The 24,055-nt window shown below is 37.8% G+C and carries 33 protein-coding genes; 1 reads left to right on the forward strand and 32 read right to left on the reverse strand.

Annotated elements, in window-relative coordinates:
- Nucleotides 1–29: 29 nt before the first annotated feature.
- The 30 genes from rpsK to rpsL form a co-directional block, all read right to left on the reverse strand.
- A complete protein-coding gene (gene rpsK / locus F5ESL0237_RS05855; protein ID WP_090092287.1) occupies nucleotides 30–413 on the reverse strand; it encodes a 30S ribosomal protein S11 in 384 nt (127 codons plus the stop codon).
- 17 nt (nucleotides 414–430) lie between these two features.
- Nucleotides 431–781, reverse strand: coding sequence for a 30S ribosomal protein S13 (gene rpsM / locus F5ESL0237_RS05860; RefSeq protein WP_090092288.1), 351 nt, complete (start codon nucleotides 779–781; stop codon nucleotides 431–433).
- Between the two features lie 23 nt (nucleotides 782–804).
- On the reverse strand, nucleotides 805–921 hold the full coding sequence (rpmJ, locus tag F5ESL0237_RS05865) for a 50S ribosomal protein L36 (protein ID WP_046307548.1): 117 nt from the start codon (nucleotides 919–921) through the stop codon (nucleotides 805–807).
- A 14-nt stretch (nucleotides 922–935) separates the two neighbouring features.
- Complete coding sequence (gene infA, locus F5ESL0237_RS05870; RefSeq protein WP_090092290.1) at nucleotides 936–1,157, reverse strand: translation initiation factor IF-1; 222 nt, start codon at nucleotides 1,155–1,157, stop codon at nucleotides 936–938.
- 65 nt (nucleotides 1,158–1,222) lie between these two features.
- Nucleotides 1,223–1,879 carry an adenylate kinase gene (locus tag F5ESL0237_RS05875; protein WP_122024895.1) on the reverse strand — a complete coding sequence of 219 codons (657 nt, stop codon included), beginning with the start codon at nucleotides 1,877–1,879 and terminating at the stop codon, nucleotides 1,223–1,225.
- Between the two features lie 10 nt (nucleotides 1,880–1,889).
- Nucleotides 1,890–3,185 (reverse strand): preprotein translocase subunit SecY, encoded by a 1,296-nt coding sequence (secY, locus tag F5ESL0237_RS05880; RefSeq protein WP_122022135.1) that lies wholly within the window; start codon nucleotides 3,183–3,185, stop codon nucleotides 1,890–1,892.
- Nucleotides 3,185–3,625, reverse strand: coding sequence for a 50S ribosomal protein L15 (gene rplO / locus F5ESL0237_RS05885; protein WP_090092294.1), 441 nt, complete (start codon nucleotides 3,623–3,625; stop codon nucleotides 3,185–3,187). The genes secY and rplO overlap by 1 nt, the downstream gene beginning before the upstream one ends.
- Before the next feature lie 23 nt (nucleotides 3,626–3,648).
- Nucleotides 3,649–3,834 (reverse strand): 50S ribosomal protein L30, encoded by a 186-nt coding sequence (rpmD, locus tag F5ESL0237_RS05890; RefSeq protein ID WP_122024896.1) that lies wholly within the window; start codon nucleotides 3,832–3,834, stop codon nucleotides 3,649–3,651.
- Nucleotides 3,835–3,846: 12 nt separating this feature from the next.
- Nucleotides 3,847–4,353, reverse strand: coding sequence for a 30S ribosomal protein S5 (gene rpsE / locus F5ESL0237_RS05895; RefSeq protein ID WP_090092297.1), 507 nt, complete (start codon nucleotides 4,351–4,353; stop codon nucleotides 3,847–3,849).
- Between the two features lie 16 nt (nucleotides 4,354–4,369).
- The gene (gene rplR / locus F5ESL0237_RS05900) at nucleotides 4,370–4,729 is read right to left on the reverse strand and encodes a 50S ribosomal protein L18 (protein WP_090092299.1); all 360 of its coding nucleotides are present in this window, start codon (nucleotides 4,727–4,729) and stop codon (nucleotides 4,370–4,372) included.
- Nucleotides 4,730–4,752: 23 nt separating this feature from the next.
- Nucleotides 4,753–5,283, reverse strand: coding sequence for a 50S ribosomal protein L6 (gene rplF / locus F5ESL0237_RS05905; RefSeq protein WP_090092300.1), 531 nt, complete (start codon nucleotides 5,281–5,283; stop codon nucleotides 4,753–4,755).
- A gap of 24 nt (nucleotides 5,284–5,307) precedes the next feature.
- Nucleotides 5,308–5,706: a 30S ribosomal protein S8 gene (gene rpsH / locus F5ESL0237_RS05910; protein WP_090092302.1), complete on the reverse strand. Its 399-nt coding sequence runs from the start codon at nucleotides 5,704–5,706 to the stop codon at nucleotides 5,308–5,310.
- 22 nt (nucleotides 5,707–5,728) lie between these two features.
- The gene (locus F5ESL0237_RS05915; RefSeq protein WP_046307561.1) at nucleotides 5,729–5,914 is read right to left on the reverse strand and encodes a type Z 30S ribosomal protein S14; all 186 of its coding nucleotides are present in this window, start codon (nucleotides 5,912–5,914) and stop codon (nucleotides 5,729–5,731) included.
- A gap of 12 nt (nucleotides 5,915–5,926) precedes the next feature.
- On the reverse strand, nucleotides 5,927–6,469 hold the full coding sequence (gene rplE / locus F5ESL0237_RS05920) for a 50S ribosomal protein L5 (protein ID WP_090092303.1): 543 nt from the start codon (nucleotides 6,467–6,469) through the stop codon (nucleotides 5,927–5,929).
- A 14-nt stretch (nucleotides 6,470–6,483) separates the two neighbouring features.
- On the reverse strand, nucleotides 6,484–6,732 hold the full coding sequence (gene rplX, locus F5ESL0237_RS05925) for a 50S ribosomal protein L24 (RefSeq protein WP_090092305.1): 249 nt from the start codon (nucleotides 6,730–6,732) through the stop codon (nucleotides 6,484–6,486).
- Between the two features lie 17 nt (nucleotides 6,733–6,749).
- Nucleotides 6,750–7,118 carry a 50S ribosomal protein L14 gene (rplN, locus tag F5ESL0237_RS05930; RefSeq protein ID WP_090092306.1) on the reverse strand — a complete coding sequence of 123 codons (369 nt, stop codon included), beginning with the start codon at nucleotides 7,116–7,118 and terminating at the stop codon, nucleotides 6,750–6,752.
- A gap of 31 nt (nucleotides 7,119–7,149) precedes the next feature.
- Entirely contained in the window at nucleotides 7,150–7,416 is a 267-nt protein-coding gene (gene rpsQ, locus F5ESL0237_RS05935) for a 30S ribosomal protein S17 (RefSeq protein ID WP_090092308.1), read from the reverse strand.
- An 18-nt stretch (nucleotides 7,417–7,434) separates the two neighbouring features.
- Nucleotides 7,435–7,632: a 50S ribosomal protein L29 gene (rpmC, locus tag F5ESL0237_RS05940; RefSeq protein ID WP_090092309.1), complete on the reverse strand. Its 198-nt coding sequence runs from the start codon at nucleotides 7,630–7,632 to the stop codon at nucleotides 7,435–7,437.
- Nucleotides 7,622–8,062 carry a 50S ribosomal protein L16 gene (gene rplP / locus F5ESL0237_RS05945; RefSeq protein WP_090092311.1) on the reverse strand — a complete coding sequence of 147 codons (441 nt, stop codon included), beginning with the start codon at nucleotides 8,060–8,062 and terminating at the stop codon, nucleotides 7,622–7,624. Before rplP ends, rpmC begins: the two co-directional genes overlap by 11 nt.
- Nucleotides 8,062–8,733 carry a 30S ribosomal protein S3 gene (rpsC, locus tag F5ESL0237_RS05950; protein WP_090092312.1) on the reverse strand — a complete coding sequence of 224 codons (672 nt, stop codon included), beginning with the start codon at nucleotides 8,731–8,733 and terminating at the stop codon, nucleotides 8,062–8,064. The genes rplP and rpsC overlap by 1 nt, the downstream gene beginning before the upstream one ends.
- Before the next feature lie 13 nt (nucleotides 8,734–8,746).
- Complete coding sequence (gene rplV, locus F5ESL0237_RS05955; protein WP_090092314.1) at nucleotides 8,747–9,100, reverse strand: 50S ribosomal protein L22; 354 nt, start codon at nucleotides 9,098–9,100, stop codon at nucleotides 8,747–8,749.
- Nucleotides 9,101–9,119: 19 nt separating this feature from the next.
- Complete coding sequence (gene rpsS / locus F5ESL0237_RS05960; protein ID WP_090092316.1) at nucleotides 9,120–9,398, reverse strand: 30S ribosomal protein S19; 279 nt, start codon at nucleotides 9,396–9,398, stop codon at nucleotides 9,120–9,122.
- 18 nt (nucleotides 9,399–9,416) lie between these two features.
- Nucleotides 9,417–10,253 (reverse strand): 50S ribosomal protein L2, encoded by an 837-nt coding sequence (rplB, locus tag F5ESL0237_RS05965; RefSeq protein WP_090092317.1) that lies wholly within the window; start codon nucleotides 10,251–10,253, stop codon nucleotides 9,417–9,419.
- 15 nt (nucleotides 10,254–10,268) lie between these two features.
- Complete coding sequence (rplW, locus tag F5ESL0237_RS05970; RefSeq protein ID WP_090092319.1) at nucleotides 10,269–10,574, reverse strand: 50S ribosomal protein L23; 306 nt, start codon at nucleotides 10,572–10,574, stop codon at nucleotides 10,269–10,271.
- Nucleotides 10,571–11,203 (reverse strand): 50S ribosomal protein L4, encoded by a 633-nt coding sequence (rplD, locus tag F5ESL0237_RS05975; RefSeq protein ID WP_122024897.1) that lies wholly within the window; start codon nucleotides 11,201–11,203, stop codon nucleotides 10,571–10,573. The genes rplW and rplD overlap by 4 nt, the downstream gene beginning before the upstream one ends.
- Before the next feature lie 14 nt (nucleotides 11,204–11,217).
- Nucleotides 11,218–11,847, reverse strand: a complete 630-nt coding sequence (rplC, locus tag F5ESL0237_RS05980) for a 50S ribosomal protein L3 (RefSeq protein WP_122022138.1) — start codon at nucleotides 11,845–11,847, stop codon at nucleotides 11,218–11,220.
- Between the two features lie 25 nt (nucleotides 11,848–11,872).
- Complete coding sequence (gene rpsJ / locus F5ESL0237_RS05985) at nucleotides 11,873–12,181, reverse strand: 30S ribosomal protein S10 (RefSeq protein WP_046327486.1); 309 nt, start codon at nucleotides 12,179–12,181, stop codon at nucleotides 11,873–11,875.
- Between the two features lie 436 nt (nucleotides 12,182–12,617).
- Nucleotides 12,618–14,711, reverse strand: a complete 2,094-nt coding sequence (gene fusA / locus F5ESL0237_RS05990) for an elongation factor G (protein ID WP_122022139.1) — start codon at nucleotides 14,709–14,711, stop codon at nucleotides 12,618–12,620.
- A gap of 21 nt (nucleotides 14,712–14,732) precedes the next feature.
- Nucleotides 14,733–15,203: a 30S ribosomal protein S7 gene (gene rpsG, locus F5ESL0237_RS05995; protein ID WP_090092325.1), complete on the reverse strand. Its 471-nt coding sequence runs from the start codon at nucleotides 15,201–15,203 to the stop codon at nucleotides 14,733–14,735.
- A gap of 14 nt (nucleotides 15,204–15,217) precedes the next feature.
- Complete coding sequence (gene rpsL, locus F5ESL0237_RS06000; protein WP_090092326.1) at nucleotides 15,218–15,625, reverse strand: 30S ribosomal protein S12; 408 nt, start codon at nucleotides 15,623–15,625, stop codon at nucleotides 15,218–15,220.
- A gap of 180 nt (nucleotides 15,626–15,805) precedes the next feature.
- Here rpsL and F5ESL0237_RS06005 point away from each other — a divergent pair, with 180 nt between their 5' ends.
- Nucleotides 15,806–16,492 (forward strand): A24 family peptidase, encoded by a 687-nt coding sequence (locus tag F5ESL0237_RS06005; protein ID WP_122022140.1) that lies wholly within the window; start codon nucleotides 15,806–15,808, stop codon nucleotides 16,490–16,492.
- A 48-nt stretch (nucleotides 16,493–16,540) separates the two neighbouring features.
- Here F5ESL0237_RS06005 and rpoC read toward each other — a convergent pair whose 3' ends face one another.
- Nucleotides 16,541–20,203, reverse strand: coding sequence for a DNA-directed RNA polymerase subunit beta' (gene rpoC, locus F5ESL0237_RS06010; RefSeq protein ID WP_122022141.1), 3,663 nt, complete (start codon nucleotides 20,201–20,203; stop codon nucleotides 16,541–16,543).
- A gap of 15 nt (nucleotides 20,204–20,218) precedes the next feature.
- Entirely contained in the window at nucleotides 20,219–23,860 is a 3,642-nt protein-coding gene (gene rpoB, locus F5ESL0237_RS06015) for a DNA-directed RNA polymerase subunit beta (protein WP_122024898.1), read from the reverse strand.
- Nucleotides 23,861–24,055 lie beyond the last annotated feature (195 nt).

Genomic DNA, 24,055 nt, shown 5'->3' on the forward strand with positions numbered 1-24,055 from the left:
AAACGCAACGTCTTTTATTAAGAAAAAAATTAGACACGACGACGTTTTGGTGGTCTAGAACCATTGTGAGGAACTGGGGTGACATCACGAATTGCAGTAATTTCCAACCCAGCAGCTTGCAGTGATCTAATAGCAGATTCACGACCAGCACCAGGACCCTTAACTGAAACTTCTACATGCTTCATACCTTGATCCATGGCACTCTTAGCAGCTGCCTCGCCAGCCATTTGTGCTGCAAATGGTGTAGACTTACGACTACCTTTAAAGCCCAAAGCTCCGGCTGATGACCAAGCAATTGCATTACCTTGAACGTCGGTAATCATGACTAAAGTATTATTAAACGTAGAATGAATGTGAGCAACGCCTTTTTCAACGTGCTTCTTCACACGACGCTTACGTGCTGTTTTAGGCATCAATAAACCTCCTTATTTTATTTATTCTTCTTACTACCCTTACGAGTACGTGCGTTATTCTTGGTATTTTGACCACGAACTGGGAGTCCACGGCGGTGACGCATACCACGGTAAGAACCGATATCAATTAACCGTTTGATATTCATGCTGACTTCTCTACGTAAGTCACCTTCAACACGGTATTTATCAACTTCTGCGCGAAGCTTTTCTTGATCATCTGGAGTCAAATCTTTTGAACGTATGTCTTCAGAAACACCAGCATCCGCACAAATTTTCTGAGCTGTTGGTTCACCAATACCATAAATATATGTTAATGCAACAACTATTCTTTTATCTCTTGGTAAGTCAACACCAGCAATACGTGCCATAAATTGCACCTCCTATTTTATTTTTAACCTTGACGCTGCTTGTGTTTTGGATTTGCAGGGCAAATAACCATTACACGACCATGTCTTTTAATAATCTTACAATGTTCACACATTGGTTTAACAGATGGTCTAACCTTCATGTTTCCCTCCGTTATTATTTTATAAACCGATAAGTAATTCTACCTTTTGTTAAATCGTAAGGAGAAAGTTCTACAGTCACGCGATCTCCTGGTAAGATACGAATATAATGCATTCTAATCTTACCGGAAACGTGTGCTAAAATTTCAGCCCCATTTTCCAATTCAACTTTAAACATAGCATTAGGTAAAGTATCAACTACTTTACCCTTTACTTCAATGACATCATCTTTTGCCAAAGCTGTTCCTCCGCATTTAAACAGTCATTCTTTGAAATTATAACACGGATAAATAAATATACAAATTATTCCTTTTTACTTAATACCGCATCAACTTGTTCAAAGACTTTTTCTGGAGTTTGTTCACCATTAACAATAGTCAGCAAACCATTCTTTTGATAATAGTCTTTCAAAGGTGTATTCATTTTTTCATTAACTTGTAAACGATTCTTTACTACTTCAGGCTTATCATCTTCACGTTGATAAAATTCATGGCTACCACAACGATCACAAATACCTTCAACTTTAGGCATCTTAGTAATCTTATTATAAGTTGCGCCACACTTTTTGCACATAAAGCGTGCTGATAGCCGACTAACCAAGGTTTCTTCTTTAACTTCTAATGAAATAACTTTAGTCAAAGGCTTGTTAAGTCGCTTAGTTATGCCTTCTAAAGCTTCTGCCTGAACAATTGTTCTTGGAAAACCATCTAAAATATACCCTTCTTTGATGTCAGGCTGATTTAAACGTTCCTCTACTAGCCTAGCAGTAACTTCATCGGGTACTAGATCACCTTTATCAATATAACTTTTAGCTTCAAGACCAACTTTGGTCTCATTAGCCATTGCTTCTCTAAACATATCCCCAGTTGAAATATGAGTTAGATGATATTTATCGACAATTTGTTCTGATACTGTACCCTTGCCAGCACCCGGTAATCCTAAAAGAAATAAGTTAATCATTTATTTGTTCCTATCTAATGAATCCAACGTACTCTCTCTTCATTAACAATCCGTTAATTTGGCGAGATAATTCCAAAACAACCCCAATTACAATTAAAAGACTAGTACCTCCTAGACCTATTGAACTTGGTAAGTCCCAAAAGTTAGTAGCAAGCTGTGGTAGTAAGGCAACTAAGCCTAAGAAAACAGAACCAACTGTTGACAACTTTATTAAAAGCTTAGAAACATAATCCTGTGTATCTTTACCTGGCCAAACGCTTGGAATATAAGCTCCTTGTTTTTGTAAATTCTTTGATAGCTTTTCAGGATTAACCTGAACAAAAGCATAAAAGAATGTAAACAATACTATTAAGAGTGTATAAATTATTACGCCAGTCGTAGTTTGCATACTAAAAATATTAGTCATTATTTTGTACCATTGCTGGTCACCTTGAGATCTTTGAAAGGCCATTAAAATTGTTGCTGGAGTGATGATGAATGAACTAGCAAAAATTACAGGGATAACACCTGAAACATTAACTTTTAATGGCAAGAAACTTTCAGAGCCACTTACAGTCGCACGTTTAGTGTATTGTATTGGAATACGACGATCTGCTTGTTCAACCCACGTAACTATTTGTGTTACGACAAGTACTGCAATGATAATCGCAATGAAGAACACAACACCTTGCCAACGATCAGTTGCACTATTATTGATAATTTCATCTTTATATAACTGCCAAAGACCACGTGGAAGTCGAGCTATAATACCAGCAAAAATTATAACTGAAACACCATTTCCCAGACCTTTATCAGTAATTTCATCACCAAGCCAAGTTAACAGCATTGTTCCTGCTGTCATGATTATTGCAATTTCAGCATAGGTTTGTGGCGTTTGTGACTTAACAAGCCCCATTTGTGTCAAAGCGTTAAAGCCAAGAGTAATTCCAACACTTTGAACGAATGCCACAAATAATGAAAGCCATCTAGTGACTTGATTAGTCTTACGCCGTCCAACTTCACCTTGCTTTCCCCATTCAACTAAAGTTGGAATAATATCCATTTGTAATAATTGAATAACAATTTGTGCTGTAATATACGGGGAAACTCCTAGAGAAAAAATAGAGTAAGTATCTAATCCACCACCAGAAACAGTATCTAGCATTGGAACTAGGCCAGTTTGTGCAACCTGAGTGATCGCTTTTGCATTAACACCTGGAACAGTAATGTTAGCTCCAATGCGATATAGCAAAAGAATAAAGAGTGTAAAATAAATTTTATTTCTTATTTCTTTATCCTTAAAGGCGTTCTTCAAAGTCGAAAACATTAGATCACCTCAACAGATCCGCCGGCAGCTTCAACTGCCTTTTTCGCAGCTGCGGAAACTTTATTAACCTTTACATTTAACTTGACTTTTAACTCACCTTTAGCAAGTAACTTGACACCTGATAATTCTTTCTTTACCAAGCCAACTTCTTTAAGACTAGCAACAGTTACTTCACTATTATCTTTAAATTTGTTTAAGTCGTCTAAATTAATAATTGCGTATTCTTTACGGTTAACATTCTTAAAACCACGTTTAGGCATGGTTCTGAATAGTGGCATTTGCCCACCTTCAAAACCTAAACGTGTATGACCACCTTGACGGGATAATTGTCCCTTTTGTCCACGGCCAGAAGTTTTTCCGTAACCACTTGAAGTACCACGTCCAACACGTTTTCTAGTATTGCGTGAACCTTCAGCAGCATGTAATTCATGAAGCTTCATTAATTCGGCACCTCCTTATTTAATTATTTAGTTGTCTCTTTAACAGAGATCAAATGAGCAATTTTCATTAACGCACCACGTGTAGTAGCGTTATCTGGTAAAGTTACTGTACTATTGATTCTACCCAAGCCAAGAGCTTTAACGATTTTTCTTTGGTCAGGTAGACGGTGCGCAGCACTTCTAATTAAAGTAACTTTTAATTCAGTCATTTATAAGTCTCCCTAATCTAAATCTGCGTGACGAAGCTTTTCAACATCTTCACTAGTTCTAAGTTTCTTTAATCCATCAATTGCTGCACGCACAACATTAATTGGAGTATTTGAACCTAATGACTTAGAAGTAACGTCTGCAATACCAGCCATATCCATAACGATACGAACAGCACCACCAGCAGCAACTCCAGATCCGGCTGGAGCAGGCTTAAATAAAATGCTTCCTGAGCCATAGTGACCAATTACTTCATGGGGAATAGTTGTTCCAACTGTTGGAACAGTAATCATATTCTTCTTACCAGCTTCAACGGCCTTACGGATTGCTTCTGGGACTTCTTGAGCCTTACCAGTACCAAAGCCGACACGACCTTTTTTGTCGCCAACGATTACCAAGGCGGCAAATCTCATTCGTTGTCCACCTTTGACAACCTTGGTAACACGATTAATTGCTACTAACTGATCTTCGATGTCGTCTTTATTTCTGCGATTATTACGAGAATCGTTGCGGTTTGCCATGTATTATTCTCCTTCCTTAGAAATCTAATCCATTTTCACGAGCGGCATCTGCCAAAGCAGAAATACGGCCGTGGTATAAGTAACCACTTCTATCAAATACAATATTTGAAATATTCTTACTTTTAGCTGCTTCAGCAATTGCTTTACCAACAGCTTGAGCCTGTTCTACTTTAGTTGAATCCTTAGCAATGGAAGCATCTAAAGTTGAGGCACTTGCTAGCGTGACACCCGCTACGTCATCAATTAATTGAGCGTAGATGTTTTTGTTTGAACGGAAAACACTTAAGCGTGGGCGCTCAGCAGTACCAGAAATCTTGCTACGAATACGTTTATGACGCTTTAAGCGCAATTTATTCTTATCTGGTTTAGAAATCACAATTTCACCTCAAAATTTATCTATTATTTACCTGTTTTACCTTCTTTGCGACGTACATATTCATCAACATAACGAATACCTTTACCCTTATAAGGCTCTGGTGGACGTACATCACGAATTTCAGCCGCAAATTGTCCAACATTTTGCTTTGAAATTCCTTCTACTTCAATTTCAGTTGCTGAAGTAGCTTTTACAGAAACACCTTCTGGCGCAGTCATTTCAACTGGGTGTGAATAACCAACGTTTAAAGTTAATTTATCACCTTGAGTAGTTGCTCGATAACCAACACCGATTAACTTCAAAGTCTTCTTGTAACCATTAACTACACCTTCAACCATTGAAGCTAAGTTAGCTCTTTCAGTACCATGAAGTGCCTTATCGCTTTCACTTGAACGTGAAAAAGTGATTTTGCCATCTTCTTGGTTAAAGGTAATTTTTGGATCAAAATATCTAGTTAATTCACCCTTAGGACCTTTGACAGTGATATTGTCACCTTCTTTGGTAACAGTGACACTATCTGGGACTTCAATTATTTTTAAACCTATCCGGCTCATTGATTGTTCTCCTTTCTGTCAGAATTACCAAACGTAAGCGATAACTTCGCCACCAACATCTTTTTGTCTTGCTTCTTTATCGGTAATTACACCAGCAGAAGTTGAAACGATGGCGATACCTAATCCGTTAAGAACCTTAGGTAAATTTTCAGCACTAACATAGTTTCTAAGACCTGGCTTAGAAATACGCTTTAAGCCTGAAATGACACGTTCTCCGTCTGGACCATATTTCAAGAAAATCTTGATAATACCTTGCTTATTGTCATCAGTAACTTCGTAATCACGGATGAAGCCTTCGCGTTTCAAAATTTCTGAAATAGATTTTTTTATGTTTGATGCAGGAATTTCAACAGAACTATGCTTTGCCATATTAGCATTCCTAATTCTTGTCAAGTAATCTGCGATCGGATCTGTCATGACCATTTATGCTATCCTCCTAACCGTATTACCAACTAGCCTTTTTAAGACCTGGGATCTGACCCTTGTGAGCTAAATCCTTCAAGCAAATACGGCATAAGCCAAATTTACGATACACAGAGTGTGGGCGACCACATCTCTCGCAACGAGTATATTCACGTGAAGAAAACTTAGCAGGACGATGATTTCTAATTTTTTGTGACGTTTTAGCCATTAGTGTCCTCCATTATTTTGCAAACGGCATACCAAATTGACTTAAAAGCTCACGCGCTTCTTCATCAGTGTTGGCAGTAGTTACGATAACAACATCCAAACCCCTAGTCCGATTAACCTTATCAAAGTCAATTTCTGGGAAAATCAATTGTTCCTTAATACCTAAAGTATAGTTGCCTCGACCATCAAATGAACGACTTGAAACACCACGGAAGTCACGAACACGAGGAAGTGAAACACTAATCAACTTGTATAAGAAGTCATACATTCTATCTCCTCTAAGTGTTACCTTAGCACCAATAGACATACCTTCACGCAAGCGGAAGTTCGCAATTGATTTCTTAGCTTTGGTAACTAATGGTTTTTGACCAGAAATCAAAGTTAACTCATCAACAGCCTCATCCAAAGTTTTAGCATTGGAAACAGCATCACCAACACCCATGTTTAAAACGATTTTTTCAATCTTAGGTACTTGCATAACTGAACTGTAATCAAACTTTTCTTGCAATGCAGGAACAATCTTTTCTTTATATTCTTTAGCTAAATAATTTGCCATTTGTGTCCTCCCTTCTACTTTTTAGTTTCTTTTTTGCTTTCAGATTTAGCAATAACCTTAACATTAGATGCATGAATTGAACCTTCTGATTCAACTACACCACCATTTGCATTGGTTTGCGAAGGTTTTTGGTGTTTTTTTATTGTATTAACGCCCTTAACAACCACACGGTTCTTTTTAACGTTAACTGAAAGAACAATACCTTCTTTACCCTTATCTTTTCCGGCAATAACTTTTACTTTGTCACCAGTTTTAACAAACATCAGTGCACCTCACTTAATTATAAGACTTCTGGAGCAAGAGAGACGATCTTCATAAAGTCGTGCTCACGTAACTCACGTGCAACAGGCCCAAAGATACGAGTACCACGTGGGCTCTTATCTGCATTAATTACAACGCCGGCATTTTCATCAAACTTGATGTATGAACCATCTTCACGACGTGCGCCTGATTTTGTTCTAACAATAACAGCTTTAACAACGTCGCCTTTTTTGACAACGCCACCTGGTGTTGCTTGTTTAACTGTTGCTACCACGATATCGCCAATGTTACCAGTCTTACGCTTTGAACCACCTAAGACTCTAATAACTAAAAGTTCTCTGGCACCTGAGTTATCAGCAACCTTCAAACGGGATTCATTTTGAATCACTATATAATCCTCCCCTCACTAAATCCGCAAGTTAAACAGATTTCTTAACAATTTCAACTAAACGAAAGCGTTTTGTACGAGATAATGGACGAGTTTCCATGATACGAACAGTATCGCCAACTTTAGCTTCATTATTTTCATCTTGTGCGTAATATTTCTTTGAATATCTTGTACGCTTTTTGTATACAGGGTGATTCTTGTAAGTATCAACTACTACAGTAATAGTTTTATCATTCTTATCAGAAATTACTCGACCTTGATATACGTGACGACGATTTCTTTCGATTGATTCGCTCAAGTTAATAACTCCCTTCCACTAATCGTTTTTTAATGCTTCTTCGCTAAGAATTGTTTTAATTCTAGCGATATTTTTGCGGACTTTACTTAGGCGAGCGGTATTTTCTAATTGACCCGTTGCTTGTTGAAAACGCAAATTAAAAAGTTCTTCTTTATATTGCTTTTCCTTATCTAACATCTGATCATTGGTTAGTGCTCTGATATCCTTAGCCTTCATTAGAATTGCCACCTACTTCCGAACTTTTAGTCACAAATTTACACTTAATTGGTAATTTAGTTGCTGCAAGTCTTAAAGCTTCACGAGCGGTTGCTTCACTAACACCACCAATTTCAAACATTATTTTTTCTCTCTTAACAACAGCTACCCAACCGGCTGGTGCACCTTTACCAGAACCCATACGTACACCAACACCTTTAGCAGTGTATGACTTTTGAGGGAAAATTCTAATCCAAACTTTACCACCACGCTTCATGTAACGAGTCATCGCAACACGAGCAGCTTCGATTTGTTGATTAGTAATCCAATGTGATTCAAGGGCTTCCAAACCATACTCACCAAAAGCAATGGTTTTTCCACCTTTAGCAGCACCGCGCATTTTTCCACGGAATTCACGACGGTGTTTTACTCGCTTTGGTACTAGAGGCATTATTTGTTTCCTCCTTTCACAGCTTTTCGAGGTGTCTTACTCTTTGAAGGTAAGATTTCACCACGGTTAATCCATACTTGAACACCAATTTCACCATAAGTGGTAAATGCGTTTACCCAAGCATAGTCAATGTCAGCTCTCAATGTCTGTAATGGAACACGACCTTCAGTATGCCACTCTCTTCTTGCCATGTCAGCACCATTTAAACGACCAGAAGTTTGAACTCTGATTCCTTTGGCTCCTGCACGCATAGATCTTTGAGTAGCTTGGCGCATTGCACGTCTAAATGCAATACGTGCTTCTAATTGACTAGCGATACTTTCAGCTACTAATTTAGCATCTAAATCTGGCTTCTTAATCTCAACAATATTTACTTGAACTTGCTTCTTAGTTAAAGCATTTAACTCTTTTCTTAAAGCTTCAACTTCAGAACCACCTTTACCGATTACCATTCCTGGCTTAGCAGTATTAATCGATACATTGATTCTATTTGCTGCACGTTCAATTTCAATAGTAGAAACAGAGGCATCTTTTAATTTCTTAGAAATGAATTGTCTGATGCGCAGGTCTTCATTTAAGGTTTCCTTGTATCCTCTGTCAGCATACCATTTAGATTCCCAATCACGAATTACGCCGAGACGAAAACCATTTGGGTTAATCTTTTGACCCATTAATATACCTCCCTTAATCGTTCTTTTCTGAAACTACTACAACTACATGACTAGTTCTCTTGTTAATAGGAGAAGCCATACCTTTGGCACGTGGTCTAAATCTCTTTAAAGTTGCTCCTTCATTGACGTATGCTTCTGATACATATAAATTTGCACTTTCGAGATCGTAATTGTGTTCTGCGTTTGCAATTGCTGAACGTAAAACTTTTTCAACGATTGGGGAAGCAGCTCTAGGCGTAAATTGCAAGATTGCCAATGCTTCAGCAACATCTTTACCGCGAATCAAATCAACGACTAAACGTGCTTTTCTTGCAGTAATCCGAACAGTTCTTGCTTCAGCCCTAGCTGAACTAATTTGTTCTGCCATTTAAGTGTTTCTCCTTTCTTTATCTTGTAGCCTTGTCGTCAGATGCTTTGTGTCCATGGAAAGTTCTCGTTGGAACAAATTCACCTAATTTGTGGCCAACCATGTCTTCAGTAATATAAACTGGAACATGTTTTCTACCATCGTAAACAGCTATAGTCAACCCAACAAAGGAAGGGAAAATAGTTGAACGACGTGACCAAGTCTTAATAACCTGTTTTTTTTCTGAATCAGCTTGTGCATCAACTTTCTTTAACAATGATGCATCTGCAAAAGGCCCTTTTTTAATACTACGGCTCATTAATTAACCCTCCTTCTATTACTTGCTACCTTTACGGTGACGAATAATTAACTTCTCGCTGGCTCTCTTACTATTTCTAGTCTTAATACCACGAGCTTTCTTACCCCAAGGAGTCATAGGTTGTGGACGTCCGACTGGAGCCTTACCTTCACCACCACCATGTGGGTGATCGTTAGGGTTCATTACAGAACCACGGGATTGTGGACGTCTGCCTAGCCAACGGCTACGACCAGCTTTACCTATTTGAATTAATGAATGTTGTTCATTGCCAACAACACCAATAGTTGCACGACAAGCTGACAAAATTTTACGAACTTCGCCACTTTGTAATCTAACTAACGTATACTTGCCGTCACTACCCAAAACTTGAGCACTAGTACCCGCACTTCTTACTAATTGACCACCTCTACCAGGTCTCAACTCAATGTTATGAATTGAAGTACCAGTAGGGATATCTTTTAATGGTAATGCGTTACCTGGCTTAATGTCTGCATTAGAACCTGATTCAACTATATCACCAACTTTTAATCCTTTAGGTGCTAAAATGTAAGTTTTAATACCATCAGTATAGTGAAGAAGTGCGATATTAGCAGTTCTATTTGGATCATATTCAATAGTTTTAACAACGGCTTTTGTGTTGTCCTTGTTACGTTTGAAATCAATGATACGATACTTTTGTTTATGTCCACCGCCACGGTGTCTACTAGTAATATGACCATATGAGTTACGACCCGCAGTATGTGATTGTGACTCAAGCAAAGTACGCTCTGGCTTGCTTGTAGTAATCTCAGCGAAGTCGGAAGAAGTCATATTACGGCGACCATTTGTGGTTGGCTTATAAATCTTAATAGCCAATTGACTGACCTCCTATTACTTATTCTCTTCTGTATTTTCGTCTTTAAAAATTTTGATGTCGTTTGAATCGTTAGTTAAAGTAACAATTGCTTTACGTGTGCGAGCAGTTTTACCAGTATAGCGCCCAACTCGTTTATCCTTACCACGAACATTCATAATGTTAACTTTTTTAACTTTAACGTCAAAAATTTCTTCAACAGCGTTACGAACTTGAGTCTTGGTTGCAGTTAAAAGCACATTGAAAGTGTACTTCTTATCATCCATTAAATTCGTAGACTTTTCAGTAATGACAGGTCTTAAAATGATATCGTGTGCACTCATTCTTTTGCAGCCCCCTCAACATTCTTTTCAATCTTCTCAATAGCATCCTTAGTCAAGATTAATTTGTCATAATTGACAACGTCTTCAACATTAACACCATTAATAGTGATTACCTTAACGTTTGGCAAATTCTTAGCTGAAAGTTGCACGTTTCTATCTTCTGAAACAACCAACACTTTGCCTGCAACATTTAAGCTGTCCAGTATTGCTTTGAATTCTTTTGTCTTAGGTGCTAACATAGTCAACTGATCTAAAACAATCAAATTATTATCAATTAATTTTTGAGAAAGAACTGACTTAATAGCCAAACGACGTTGCTTTCTTGGCATTGAATATGCATAAGAACGTGGAGTAGGTCCAAAGACTACACCACCACCACGCCATTGAGGTGATCTAATAGAACCTTGACGAGCACGCCCGGTACCCTTTTGCTTCCATGGCTTCTTACCACCACCACGAACAGCAGATCTATTCTTCACTTTTGAAGTGCCTTGACGCTTGCCAGCTCTTTGTCTGATGATTGCATCAAAAACTACGCTCTCATTTGGTTCAATACCAAAAACTTCATCTTTTAAAGAAACTTCACCAGCATCTTTACCTTTTTGATCGATAACTTTTAAATTAGCCATTCTAGTCCTCCTTCCTAATCGTTATTTTTAACAGCAGATTTGACAGTAATTAATGAATTTTTAGCACCAGGCACGTTGCCTTTAATTAATAAAACATTCTTATCTGCCACAACTTTTTCAATTACTAGGTTTTCAATGGTAACTTTTTTCACACCCATGTGACCTGGCAAGCGCTTGCCTTTAGGTACACGGTTAATGATGGAACCCATTGAACCAGGAATTCGATGGTATCTTGAACCATGAGTTTCAGGTCCACGTGATTGACCCCAACGTTTAATGTTACCTTGGTATCCATGACCTCTTGTAATTCCGGTAACGTCAACAACGTCGCCTTCCTTAAATGTGTCCACAGTAACTTCTGAGCCGACTTCGTAGTCCTTAAGCTCTACTCCGCGGATTTCACGAATGAAGCGCTTAGGCGACGTCTTTGCTTTTGCAGCATGACCTTTTTCTGGTTTGTTGCTCAAAACTTCACGTTTATCTTGATAGCCCAATTGAACTGCTTCGTAACCGTCTGATTCAACAGTCTTAACTTGCATAACAACATTAGGTGTTGCTTCAACAACAGTTACAGGAACAAGGATACCATCTTTAGTGAATATTTGAGTCATACCGACTTTTCTTCCTAAGATTCCTTTGGTCATGTTTACACCTCTTTCTTTTTAAAATTTATAGTTTGATTTCGATGTCAACACCGCTTGGTAAATCAAGCTTCATTAAAGAATCAACAGTTTTAGGTGTTGGATTTAAAATATCAATTAAACGTTTATGTGTCCGCATTTCAAACTGTTCACGAGAATCCTTGTTCTTATGTGGTGAACGTAAAACTGTGAATAAAACCCTTTCTGTTGGCAAAGGAACTGGACCTGAAATTTCAGCGCCAGTCCTCTTTGCAGTAGCTACGATTTTAGCAGCTGATTCATCGAGAATACCATGTTCGTATGACTTTAGTCGAATACGAATTGATTGACTTGCCATTAAATTACCTCCTTAACGTCCTCTTTAAAAGATGACTAGCTTCCGCAAAAATTCCCAGCACACTTCTGTGGCAATGCATCCTGGTGTGCCGCAACCTTTTGCATCAACGCTCTACAACAAAGATGTGCTTTAGAGCAGAATAAGCCCTAAATGCACAAAGACTATTGTACCTACTTTACGCTTAAATATCAAGGGTTAGGGTTATTTTTATTTAAATTAAAGCATTAATTTAGACGAAATTTGTTTGATAAAAAATAGCTATTATATATAAAAATCCATTAATAAAAGTAAAAATTAATTTTTAAACTGATTGAATTTTATTGGGCTCAAAGTAAAAGCATCAAACTACTCATGTAGTTTGATGCTTTTAAGCCTAATTAAAATAAAGAATTATTAAATTTATCAACAACTCGATCTTTACATTAGGACAAAATTACTATTCAGCGTTACCGCCACGATTTTTAATAATTTCTTCCTGGATTGACTTAGGAGTAGCTGCATAGTGATCAAAGACCATTGTGAAAGTACCACGGCCTTGAGTTGATGACCGCAAAGTAGTTGCGTAGCCAAACATTTCAGCAAGTGGAACCATTGAATTCAATACTTTAGCACCCGAGCGGTCTACCATATTGTCCATTGTACCACGACGAGCAGTAATCGAACCCATTACATCTCCTAAGTATTCTTCGGGTGTAATCACTTGAACTTTCATAATTGGCTCAAGAATTACCGCACCAGCCTTAGGAGCTGCATTCTTCAAAGCAATTGAAGCGGCAACTTTGAAGGCTGCTTCTGAAGAGTCAACTTCATGGTAACTACCATCATAAAGTTTAGCCTTGACATCAATTAATGGATATCCTGCTAAAATACCATTCTTCATTGATTCTTGTAACCCGGCATCAACTGAAGGGATAAATTCACGAGGAACAACACCACCGACAATGGCATCTTCAAACTCATATCCTTTACCTCTTTCATTTGGTGTGAATTCAATCCAAACGTCACCATATTGACCTTTACCACCAGATTGACGAACAAATTTACCCTGTGCTTGTGCTTCCTTAGTAAAGGTTTCGCGATAAGCAACTTGTGGTTCACCAATTTTGGCTTCAACGTGAAATTCACGTTTCATTCGTTCTACCATAATTTGAAGGTGCAATTCACCCATCCCAGAAATTAAAGTTTGTCCAGTTTCTGCATTAGTTTCTGCTCTAAAGGTTGGATCCTCTTCAGTTAACTTCTGCAAAGCAACGTCAAGCTTATCACGGTCTGCTTTTGATTCTGGTTCGATTGAAACTTGAATAACTGGATCTGGAACTTCTAGGCTTTCCAAAATCAATGGGTGATCTGGATCAGTCAAAGAGTCACCAGTAGTGGTATTCTTTAAGCCAATTGCTCCCGCAATATCTCCAGAGAAGACTTCAGAAATTTCACTTCTTGAATTAGCATGCATTTGTAATAAACGACCAACACGCTCACGACCGTTCTTAGAAGCATTTAAAACATAAGATCCAGATTCAAGTGAACCAGTATAGACACGAATATAAGTTAAACGACCAACGAATGGATCAGTTGCAATCTTGAAAGCTAATGCTGAAAACGGCTTGTCGTCACCAGCAATTAATTCAACTTCTTCACCAGATTTAGGATCATGAGCAACATAAGGTTTTACATCTAGTGGTGATGGCAAGTAATCAACAACACCATCAAGCATCATTTGTACACCCTTGTTCTTAAATGCTGAACCGGCAAATACTGGGAAAGCTTTCAAATCTAGCGTTGCCTTACGAATAGCAGCTTTTAATTCTTCAATGGAAATTTCTTCACCATTAAGGTATTTATCCATGATGTCGTCATCAACATCAGCTACTTGTTCAATTAATTCAGCACGACGCTTTTCTGCTTCTTCTTTGTATTCATCTGGAACTGGAATTGTTTCCCATTTAGCCCCAAGCTTGTCTTCATCATAAACATCAGCTACCATGTCGATTAAATCAATGACGCCTTCAAATGTTTCAGCAGAACCAATCGGCATCTGCACAGCTAAAGCATTGGCGTTTAAACGTTCATGTAAAGATTTTACAGACTTATCAAAGTCCGCACCAATCTTGTCCATCTTGTTAATGAAAACAATTCGAGGAACACCGTAAGTTTCAGCTTGGCGCCAAACATTTTCAGTTTGTGGCTCAACACCAGCTTGAGCATCAAGAACAGTTACCGCACCATCAAGAACCCGAAGGGAACGCTCAACTTCAATTGTAAAGTCAACGTGTCCTGGGGTATCAATAATGTTAATTCTGTAGTCATTCCATTGAGCAGTTGTGGCCGCGGACGTAATGGTAATACCACGTTCTTTTTCTTCTTCCATCCAGTCCATTTGGGAATCACCTTCATGTGTTTCACCAATTTTATGGATTTTACCAGTGTAGTAAAGTATACGCTCGGTAGTGGTGGTTTTACCCGCATCAATGTGGGCCATAATACCAATATTACGTGTTTTTTCTAATGGAAATTCACGTTTATTAGCCATAAATTCTCTCTCCTTAAAAAATTAGAAACGATAATGAGCAAAGGCACGGTTAGCTTCTGCCATGCGATGAACATCTTCACGCTTCTTAACTGCTGAACCAGTGTTATTTGAAGCATCAATAATTTCATTAGCTAAACGCTCATCCATTGTGTGCTCATTACGCAAACGGGCATATGAAACCAACCATCTTAAGCCTAAAGTTGTTCTTCTTTCTGGACGAACTTCAACTGGAATTTGATAATTTGATCCACCAATACGACGAGCTCTAACTTCCAAAACTGGCATAATGTTATTCATTGCTTCTTCAAAAACATCAAGTGGCTCTTTGTCAGTCTTTTCTTTAACAATATTAAAAGCGTCATAAAGGATTGCAGATGCCTTAGCTCTTTTACCATCAATCATCAAGTGATTAATTAACTTGGTAACAAGCTTTGAGTTGTATACTGGATCTGCTAAGATATCTCTTTTAGCTACATGTCCTTTTCTAGGCATTATTTAACTCCTCCTTAATCTTTCTTGGCACCATACTTAGAGCGACCTTGTTTTCTGCCATCAACACCAGCAGTATCAAGAGCACCACGAATAATATGGTAACGCACACCAGGAAGGTCCTTTACACGACCACCACGAATTAAAACAACCGAGTGCTCTTGTAAGTTGTGACCTTCACCAGGAATATAAGCAGTTACTTCAATTAAGTTAGAAAGACGTACACGAGCATACTTTCGTAAAGCTGAGTTTGGTTTCTTTGGCGTCATAGTACCCACACGAGTAGCAACTCCACGCATTTGTGGTGCTGGGTTAGATACTAATTCTTTTTTCATACTGTTATAGCCGTAGCTTAAAGCTGGGGACTTTGACTTAGTCGTCTTAGTCCGACGACCTTTTCTTACCAATTGATTAATGGTTGGCATTAACTTTTTCCTCCTATAAATCGTTTATTTTGTTCACACATCCAGGAGTTTCTTTTTTATCCTGAACATTACTTCAAAATGCACACAGATTATTTTACACGCTTCTAATTAAAAATCAATCCATTCTATTAAGAAATTTCACTTATTTTTACGTATTATTAATTGAGGTGAATTTATAAAATGATTTATTTATTAACCAATTTTATAATTGGAAGTTGCTTAGCTTCTCATGCAGCTGTAATTTGTGAGCATTATAACCAAAGTGACTTTATCTTCACTAGATCACACTGCACCATTTGCCACAGTGAATTAAGCTTACTAGATGAACTTCCTATTATTTCTTACATTTTTTTACGTGGCAGATGTCGTTATTGTCATGGACAAATTTCTGCCCATCTTTTTTTAATCGAAGTTATTGGTGGTTTTGCCTATATTCAGATTGACTTTAGTAAAGTTGAAGGACAGCTAACAGCTATTTTAATTTTTAGCTTATTGCTTGTTGCGATTTATGATGCGACACATTCTGAGTTTCACCTCGTCATGCTTTTACCAGCCCTTTTTTCTATAAGCTATCATATTAACAATTTATTTAAAGCTGAATTATTAGATTATATCGAGGCATTCCCAATTTTAATTTTACTTGTTATCTATATTTTTCAGAAAAAACTTGGTAGCGGCGATTTAATTATCTATTTAATTTTAATACTATATTTTAATGCGCATTTTGCTAATCAAGTTTTTTTATTCGGCTCTATTTTTTTACTTTCACAATTCATCCTTGAAAAGAAAAATTTTTCAAAAAAACAAGCTATACCTTTTATTCCCTATCTTTTTTTAGGTTTAGTTATACAGTTGATTCTTAACTAAAAAGAGCTTAATTTCTTATAATAAGAAATTAAGCTCTTTTAAAATTTATTATTGTGGATCCTTTAGCTTGTCAGCTTCCTTCATTTGTTTTTCAATATCAGCAATTGAATAAACAGACTTTGGCTTAGCTACATCTGCTTCAGGTTCCATATTACGATAAACTGGGAGACCAGTACCAGCAGGTATAATTTTACCAATAATAACGTTCTCTTTCAAACCAAGAAGTGGGTCATTTTTACCCCTGATTGAAGCATCGGTAAGAACACGAGTGGTTTCTTGGAATGATGCAGCTGACAAGAAACTATTAGTTTCTAATGCTGCCTTAGTAATTCCCAAAATCACACTTTGAGCGGTTGCAGGGATGCCACCAGAAATAATTACTGACGTGTTACGTTCCTTAAATTGGCCAATATCCATAATTTCACCTGGTAACAAGTTAGTTTCACCAGGATCAAGAACCCTAACTTTTTGAAGCATTTGTCTAGTTAAAACTTCAACGTGCTTATCAGAAATATCAACCCCCTGCATTCTATAAGCTTTTTGAACTTCAACTAAAATATATTCTTCAGTTGTTAAAGTATCTGTAACTTGGATTAATTCTTTCGGATCAATTGAACCAAGGGTCAGCTTAGCTCCTCGTTTCACTTCATCACCTTCAGCAACTGCAACAGATGCTGTGTATGGTACGCTGTAACTTCTGGTATCAATTTTACCTTTAACTGTGATTTCACGAGTGTGTTCTGCTGGATTTTCTTGAATTGAATCAATTATTCCATCAACTTCAGAAATAACAGCCCGACCTTTAGGATTACGCGCTTCAAACAATTCTTGCACACGAGGAAGACCCTGTGTAATATCTTCGGCACCAGCAACACCACCATTGTGGAAAGTACGTAGAGTTAGCTGAGTACCCGGTTCACCAATTGATTGCGCCGCAACAGTACCAACCGCTTCACCAACTTCAACCGCTTCACCAGTTGCCAAATTCATACCATAGCATCTGCGGCAAACACCATGTGATGTATCACAAGTTAAAATTGAACGAATTTTAACATTAGTAACTCCTGCAGCACAAATTTGGTGCGCCAGATTTTCATCCATCATTACATTTGGCCCTACAATTGCTTCACCAGTTTGTGGATCTTTAACCGTTTCGGCAGTGAATCGACCAAGTAAACGATCATAGAGTGGTTCTATTAATTCATCGCCTTCCATAATAGCATGAACATCAATTCCACGATCAGTACCACAATCTTCTTCACGAATAATCACATCTTGCGCAACATCTACTAAACGTCTAGTCAAATAACCTGACTGAGCCGTCTTCAACGCTGTATCGGTCATTCCTTTACGTGCACCGTGAGTTGACATGAACAGTTCTAGTACAGATAGCCCTTCTTTAAAGTTTGAAGTAACTGGAATTTCAAATAGTCCACCGTTAGGTGTGGCCATTAACCCCCGCATTCCAGCAAGCTGTGTAAAGTTAGAAATATTACCACGAGCACCTGAGTCAGCCATAATTGTAATTGGGTTACGTGGATCATATATTTGGGCAATTTCATTTTGAACTTGATCTTTACATTCATTCCAGATACTAATCACACGATCATGTCGTTCTTGTTCCGTAATTAGCCCACGTCTAAATTGCTTAGAAACAACATCAACTTGCTTGTGCGCTTTGGCTACCTTTTCATCTTTATCATCAATTTCCGGAACATCAGTCATTCCAATAGTAATACCAGAAGTGGTTGAACTTGTATAACCAAGAGTCTTTAAGTCATCAAGATACTCTGAAGTTCTTTGAACCCGATAATACTTGTAAATTGTTGCAATCGAATCTGATAAAAATGACTTCTTAAATGGTGTAGAAATTAATTCATCAGCAATATCATCGATTTTTTGATTGATGTCTTCTCCTGAATGTAAGAAATACTTTTCTGCTAAAGGATTATTTAAATTCTCTTCAGTTGGTTCATTGATATAGAAGTAATCCTTTGGAAAAATTTGGTTAAAAATTACCCGACCATATGTCGTAATAAAAATACCGTGTTCACAGCCCTTCGGCCATGCTTTTTCCGGCATTGAATCAGCAGCCATACCAATAATTGTATGGTAATGAATATCACCATTATTGTAAGCAATAGTTGCTTCATCTGGGGAATTGAAAATCATTCCCTCGCCTTCACGACCTTTTTCAGCTTGTGTTAACCAATAGTTACCTAAAACTATATCCTGCGAAGGTGTAACAATCGGTTTACCATCTTTAGGTGCCAAGATATGATGCGCTGCTAGCATTAATAATCTTGATTCCGCAACTGCTTCATCAGATAGTGGAACATGAATAGCCATCTGGTCACCATCAAAGTCAGCATTATAAGCTTCACAAGTTAATGGATGTAAGCGAATAGATTTACCTGGCACTAATACAGGTTCAAATGCCTGAATACTTAAACGGTGCAAGGTAGGAGCACGGTTCAGTAGAACTGTTCTTTCCTTGATTACATCTTCAAGTACATCCCAAACCTCATCATCTTCACGATCAATTTTGCGTTTTGCACTCTTAATATTGGATGCAATCTTGCGTTTAACTAGTTCGTGCATCACAAATGGCTTAAATAATTCAAGTGCCATTGGCCGTGGAACACCACACTGATAAAATTTCAATTTTGGTGAAACATCGATAACTGAACGACCAGAATAATCAACACGTTTACCAAGTAAGTTTTGACGAAAACGTCCTTGTTTACCTTTCAGCATGTGTGATAAAGACTTCAATGGTCGATTGCCTGGACCGACAACTGAGCGACCACGACGACCATTATCAATCAAAGCATCAACAGCTTCTTGCAACATCCGCTTTTCATTTTGTACGATAATGTTAGGAGCATTAAGGTCAAGTAATCTCTTTAACCGGTTATTCCGATTAATTACTCGACGATAAAGATCGTTTAAGTCAGAAGTAGCAAAGCGACCACCTTCTAGTTGAACCATTGGACGCAAGTCCGGTGGAATAACTGGTACGGCATCAATAACCATCCATTCTGGTTTATTACCAGAATCTTTAAAAGCATCTAAAATATCTAGTCTTCTAATTGCACGAACACGTTTTTGACCAGTAGCAGTCGCCAATTCTTTCTTTAAATCAGTAACTTCTTTGGCCAAATCAACTTTACGTAGCAGATCACGAATTGCTTCTGCCCCCATCTTAGCTTCAAATCGACTACCATATTTAGCTTTTTGTTCTCGATATTCAACTTCTGTTAGCAATTGTTTGAATTCAAGGTCGGTATCACCCGGATCAATTACAATATAAGCAGCAAAATAAATTACTTCTTCTAATAACCTTGGTGACATATCAAGAATTAATCCCATTCTTGATGGTATTCCCTTAAAGTACCAAATATGAGTAACTGGAGCAGCCAATTCAATATGACCCATCCGTTCTCTTCTTACTTTAGATGAAGTAACCTCAACCCCACAGCGATCACAAACGATACCACGATATCTTACGCCTTTGTACTTACCACATGCACAAGCCCAATCTTTAGTTGGCCCGAAAATTCTTTCATCAAATAAACCATCTTTTTCGGGTTTTAAAGTACGATAATTAATCGTTTCGGGTTTTTTAACTTCGCCGTATGACCAACTCCGAATTTTATTCGGGGATGCAAGACCAATCTGCATACTTTCAAATTTATTAACGTCAATCAAAAGTTTGACCTCCTACTATTTAGAAATCTTGTGATCATCATCGGACTCATCAACCAGAGTTTCACTCTTAGTTGGTATTTCAGCTGTTTCTGCTCCAGACTTCACCGCTTCCTCAGCTAGTTTTTTCTTTTGCTGTTCTTCTGCCATCTTGGATAAAGTATCAATATTTAAATGCTCACTTGAATCATCATCCATGTCGCGCAATTCAATTTCATTATGATCCATATCAAGCACACGGATGTCCAATCCTAATGATTGCAGCTCTTTGACAAGAACACGGAAAGATTCAGGAACACCTGGCTTAGGAATTCTTTCACCCTTAACTATCGCTTCATAGGCTTTAACACGCCCCACAACGTCATCTGACTTATAAGTCAAAATTTCTTGAAGTGTGTATGCCGCACCATAGGCTTCAAGTGCCCAAACTTCCATTTCACCAAAACGCTGTCCACCAAACTGTGCTTTACCACCAAGTGGCTGTTGAGTAACTAAAGAGTATGGTCCAATTGAACGAGCGTGAATTTTATCATCAACCATGTGCGTTAATTTCAAGTAGTGCATAATACCCACAGATACACGGTTGTGGAATGGCTCACCTGTGCGCCCATCATAAAGAACAGTCTTACCGTCTTTATCAATACCAGCTTCATGCACAGTATCCCAAACATCGTCTTCACTTGCACCATCAAATACAGGCGTAGCAACATGTATACCTAACTTATTAGCTGCCCAACCTAAGTGTAGCTCTAATAGCTGACCGATATTCATACGTGAAGGAACACCCATTGGATTCAAACATATATCTACTGGTGTACCGTCTGGCAAGTATGGCATATCTTCCTCTGGAACAACAGCGGCAACCGTACCTTTATTACCATGACGACCAGACATTTTGTCCCCAACTTGGATTTTTCTCTTCTGCGCAATATAAACGCGAACTAAAGTATTTACGCCTGGCGAAAGCTCATCACCATTTTCTCGTGTATAAACTTTAACATCACGCACAATTCCGCCGCCACCATGTGGCACACGCAAAGAAGTATCGCGAACTTCACGCGCCTTTTCTCCAAAGATTGCATGAAGTAATCTTTCTTCAGCGGATAATTCAGTCACACCCTTAGGCGTTACCTTACCTACCAAGATATCACCATCATGAACTTCAGCGCCAATCCGAACAATACCTTGTTTATCAAGATCTTTAAGGGCATCTTCACCAACATTAGGCAATTCTCGCGTAATTTCCTCAGGTCCTAGTTTAGTATCCCGAGCTTCAGATTCATAATCTTCTATACTAATTGAAGTATAGACATCTTCTTTAACTAAACGTTCTGAAAGCATAATTGCGTCTTCATAGTTATACATATTCCAAGTCATGAAAGCAATCACTGGGTTTTGACCTAAAGCTAGCTCACCATGATCCATAGTTGGACCATTTACAATTACTTCCCCTTCTTCAACCTTGTCACCTAAATTAACATTCGGTGTTTGATTATAGGACTTAGAATTATTCGAACGACGATATTTTTCAAGCGTATATTTATCTAAAGTATTATCATTACGTCTTATTTTAATTGTGTTAGCATCAACATATTCAACTGTTCCAGCTGCTTTGGCTACAATAGCAGCACCAGAATCATGCGCAGCACGATATTCCATACCAGTTCCAACTAAAGAACTATGCGGATTAATCAGTGGTGCAGCTTGGCGCTGCTGGTTAGCACCCATCAAAGCCCGGTTAGAGTCATCATTTTCTAAAAATGGAATACATGCTGATGCCACAGAAACGACTTGCTTTGGAATAACATCCATATAATCAATTTTATCTGGACTAACTTCAACATTATCTTCCTTATGACGAGCCAAAATCAGATCGTCTTTAAACGAACCGTCTGGATTTAAGTGAGTATTAGCACCAGCTATAATGTAATTATCTTCAACATCAGCAGTTAAATAATCAATTTTATCCGTAACTTTATGGGTCTTCCAAGAAACACGCCGGTAAGGTGTTTCAATGAACCCATATTTGTTAATAACAGCATAACTTGCTAAGGAGTTAATCAATCCAATATTAGGACCTTCTGGGGTTTCAATTGGACATAAACGACCATATTGCGTATAGTGCACATCACGAACTTCATATCCAGCACGATCACGAGTCAGTCCACCAGGTCCTAAAGCAGACATGCGCCGCTTATGAGTTAATTCACCCAATGGATTGTGCTGATCCATAAATTGTGATAATTGCGATGAACCAAAAAATTCTTTCAAACTAGCTACAATTGGCCGTATATTGATTAACTGTTGTGGTGTTACGGTTGACGGATCTTGAATTGACATTCTTTCACGCACAACACGTTCCATTCGGGCTAAACCTATTCTAAATTGATTTTGTAATAACTCACCAACCCGGCGAATTCGCCGGTTGCCCAAGTGATCAATATCATCAATATTACCGATTTCATCTTGTAACAAAAAGAAATAATTAATTGATGCCAATACATCTGCAGGAGTTAAATATTTAACATCTTTGTCAATATGACCATTAGAAATGATTTTAACTATTCGTTCAGGATTAACTTTTGAGTATACTTTTACTTCTTGAACAGTAATCGGATCTGGTAAAACACCTTCTTTTGAAGGTTGATAAGTAACCATCTTGAAATCATCACGATCAAGATAATTTTCTAAAGTATCCATTACTTCGTGGGTAACTATGGTACCTTTTTTAGCAACAATTTCGCCCGTATCAGGATCAGCTAAAGTTTCAGCTAAAGTTTGCCCATATAACCGACTCTTCAAAGATAATTTTTTATTAACCTTATAGCGACCAACGGCTGCTAAATCGTATCGGCGTGGATCAAAAAAGCGCGCATATAGCAAGGAGCGTGAAGAATCAGTTGTTTTAGGTTCACCAGGACGTAAGCGTTCATAAACATCTTTCAAGGCTTCTGCAACCCGCGAATCAGCTGGATTCTTGTGTACATCTTTTTCTAAAGTAAACTGTAAAGTATCACTTTGACCAAAAAGATCAATGATTTCATCATCTGAACCAATACCTAAAGCCCTAATAATTACCGTCAATGGCAACTTACGTGTCCGATCAACACGAACATATGATACATTCTTGGCATCAGTTTCATACTCAAGCCAGGCACCACGATTAGGAATAACTGTCGTGCCAAAAATCTGACGCCCATTTTTATCATAATCACCAGAATAATAAACACTAGGTGATCTAACTAATTGGGCAACAATAACCCGCTCAGCTCCATTAATAATAAAAGAGCCAGATTCTGTCATTAATGGCAGATCGCCAAAAAATACATCTTGAGTCTTAATTTCACCAGTTTTTTGATTAGTTAACTTTAAGGTAACATGCATTGGTGCAGCGTAAGTCGCATCATGATCTCGTGCTTCATCAACAGTATACTTTGGATTCTGGAGTTTATAACCCAAATATTCCAAAGAAAGCTTGCCTGAAAAGTCACTAATTGGCATAATGTCGTCAAAAACTTCTTTAATACCTTCATCCAAAAACCATTTATATGATTCAGTTTGGACATCAGTCAAGTTAGGTAATTTTAGCACTTCTTTAATGCGTGAAAAACTACGTCTTGTTCGATGTTTACCAAAATTCACTACGTGTCCATTTAACAAGGAGAAAACATCCTTTCTGTCAGAGAAAGCTAGTATTACATTTTGATTACAATTTCAAAAAGCTAGAATTTTAAGCATAAAAAAGACAAAAACGACTACTGTCATTTTTGTCCTTATTATTTTGCTGGACAATATATCAGCAAAATTCTGAAAATCAGCTTTTTAATCACGATTAAGTATAGCGAACAAATAATT

It is taken from the genome of Lactobacillus sp. ESL0237 (genome assembly GCF_003692985.1).
GTDB classification, from domain to species: domain Bacteria; phylum Bacillota; class Bacilli; order Lactobacillales; family Lactobacillaceae; genus Lactobacillus; species Lactobacillus bombicola.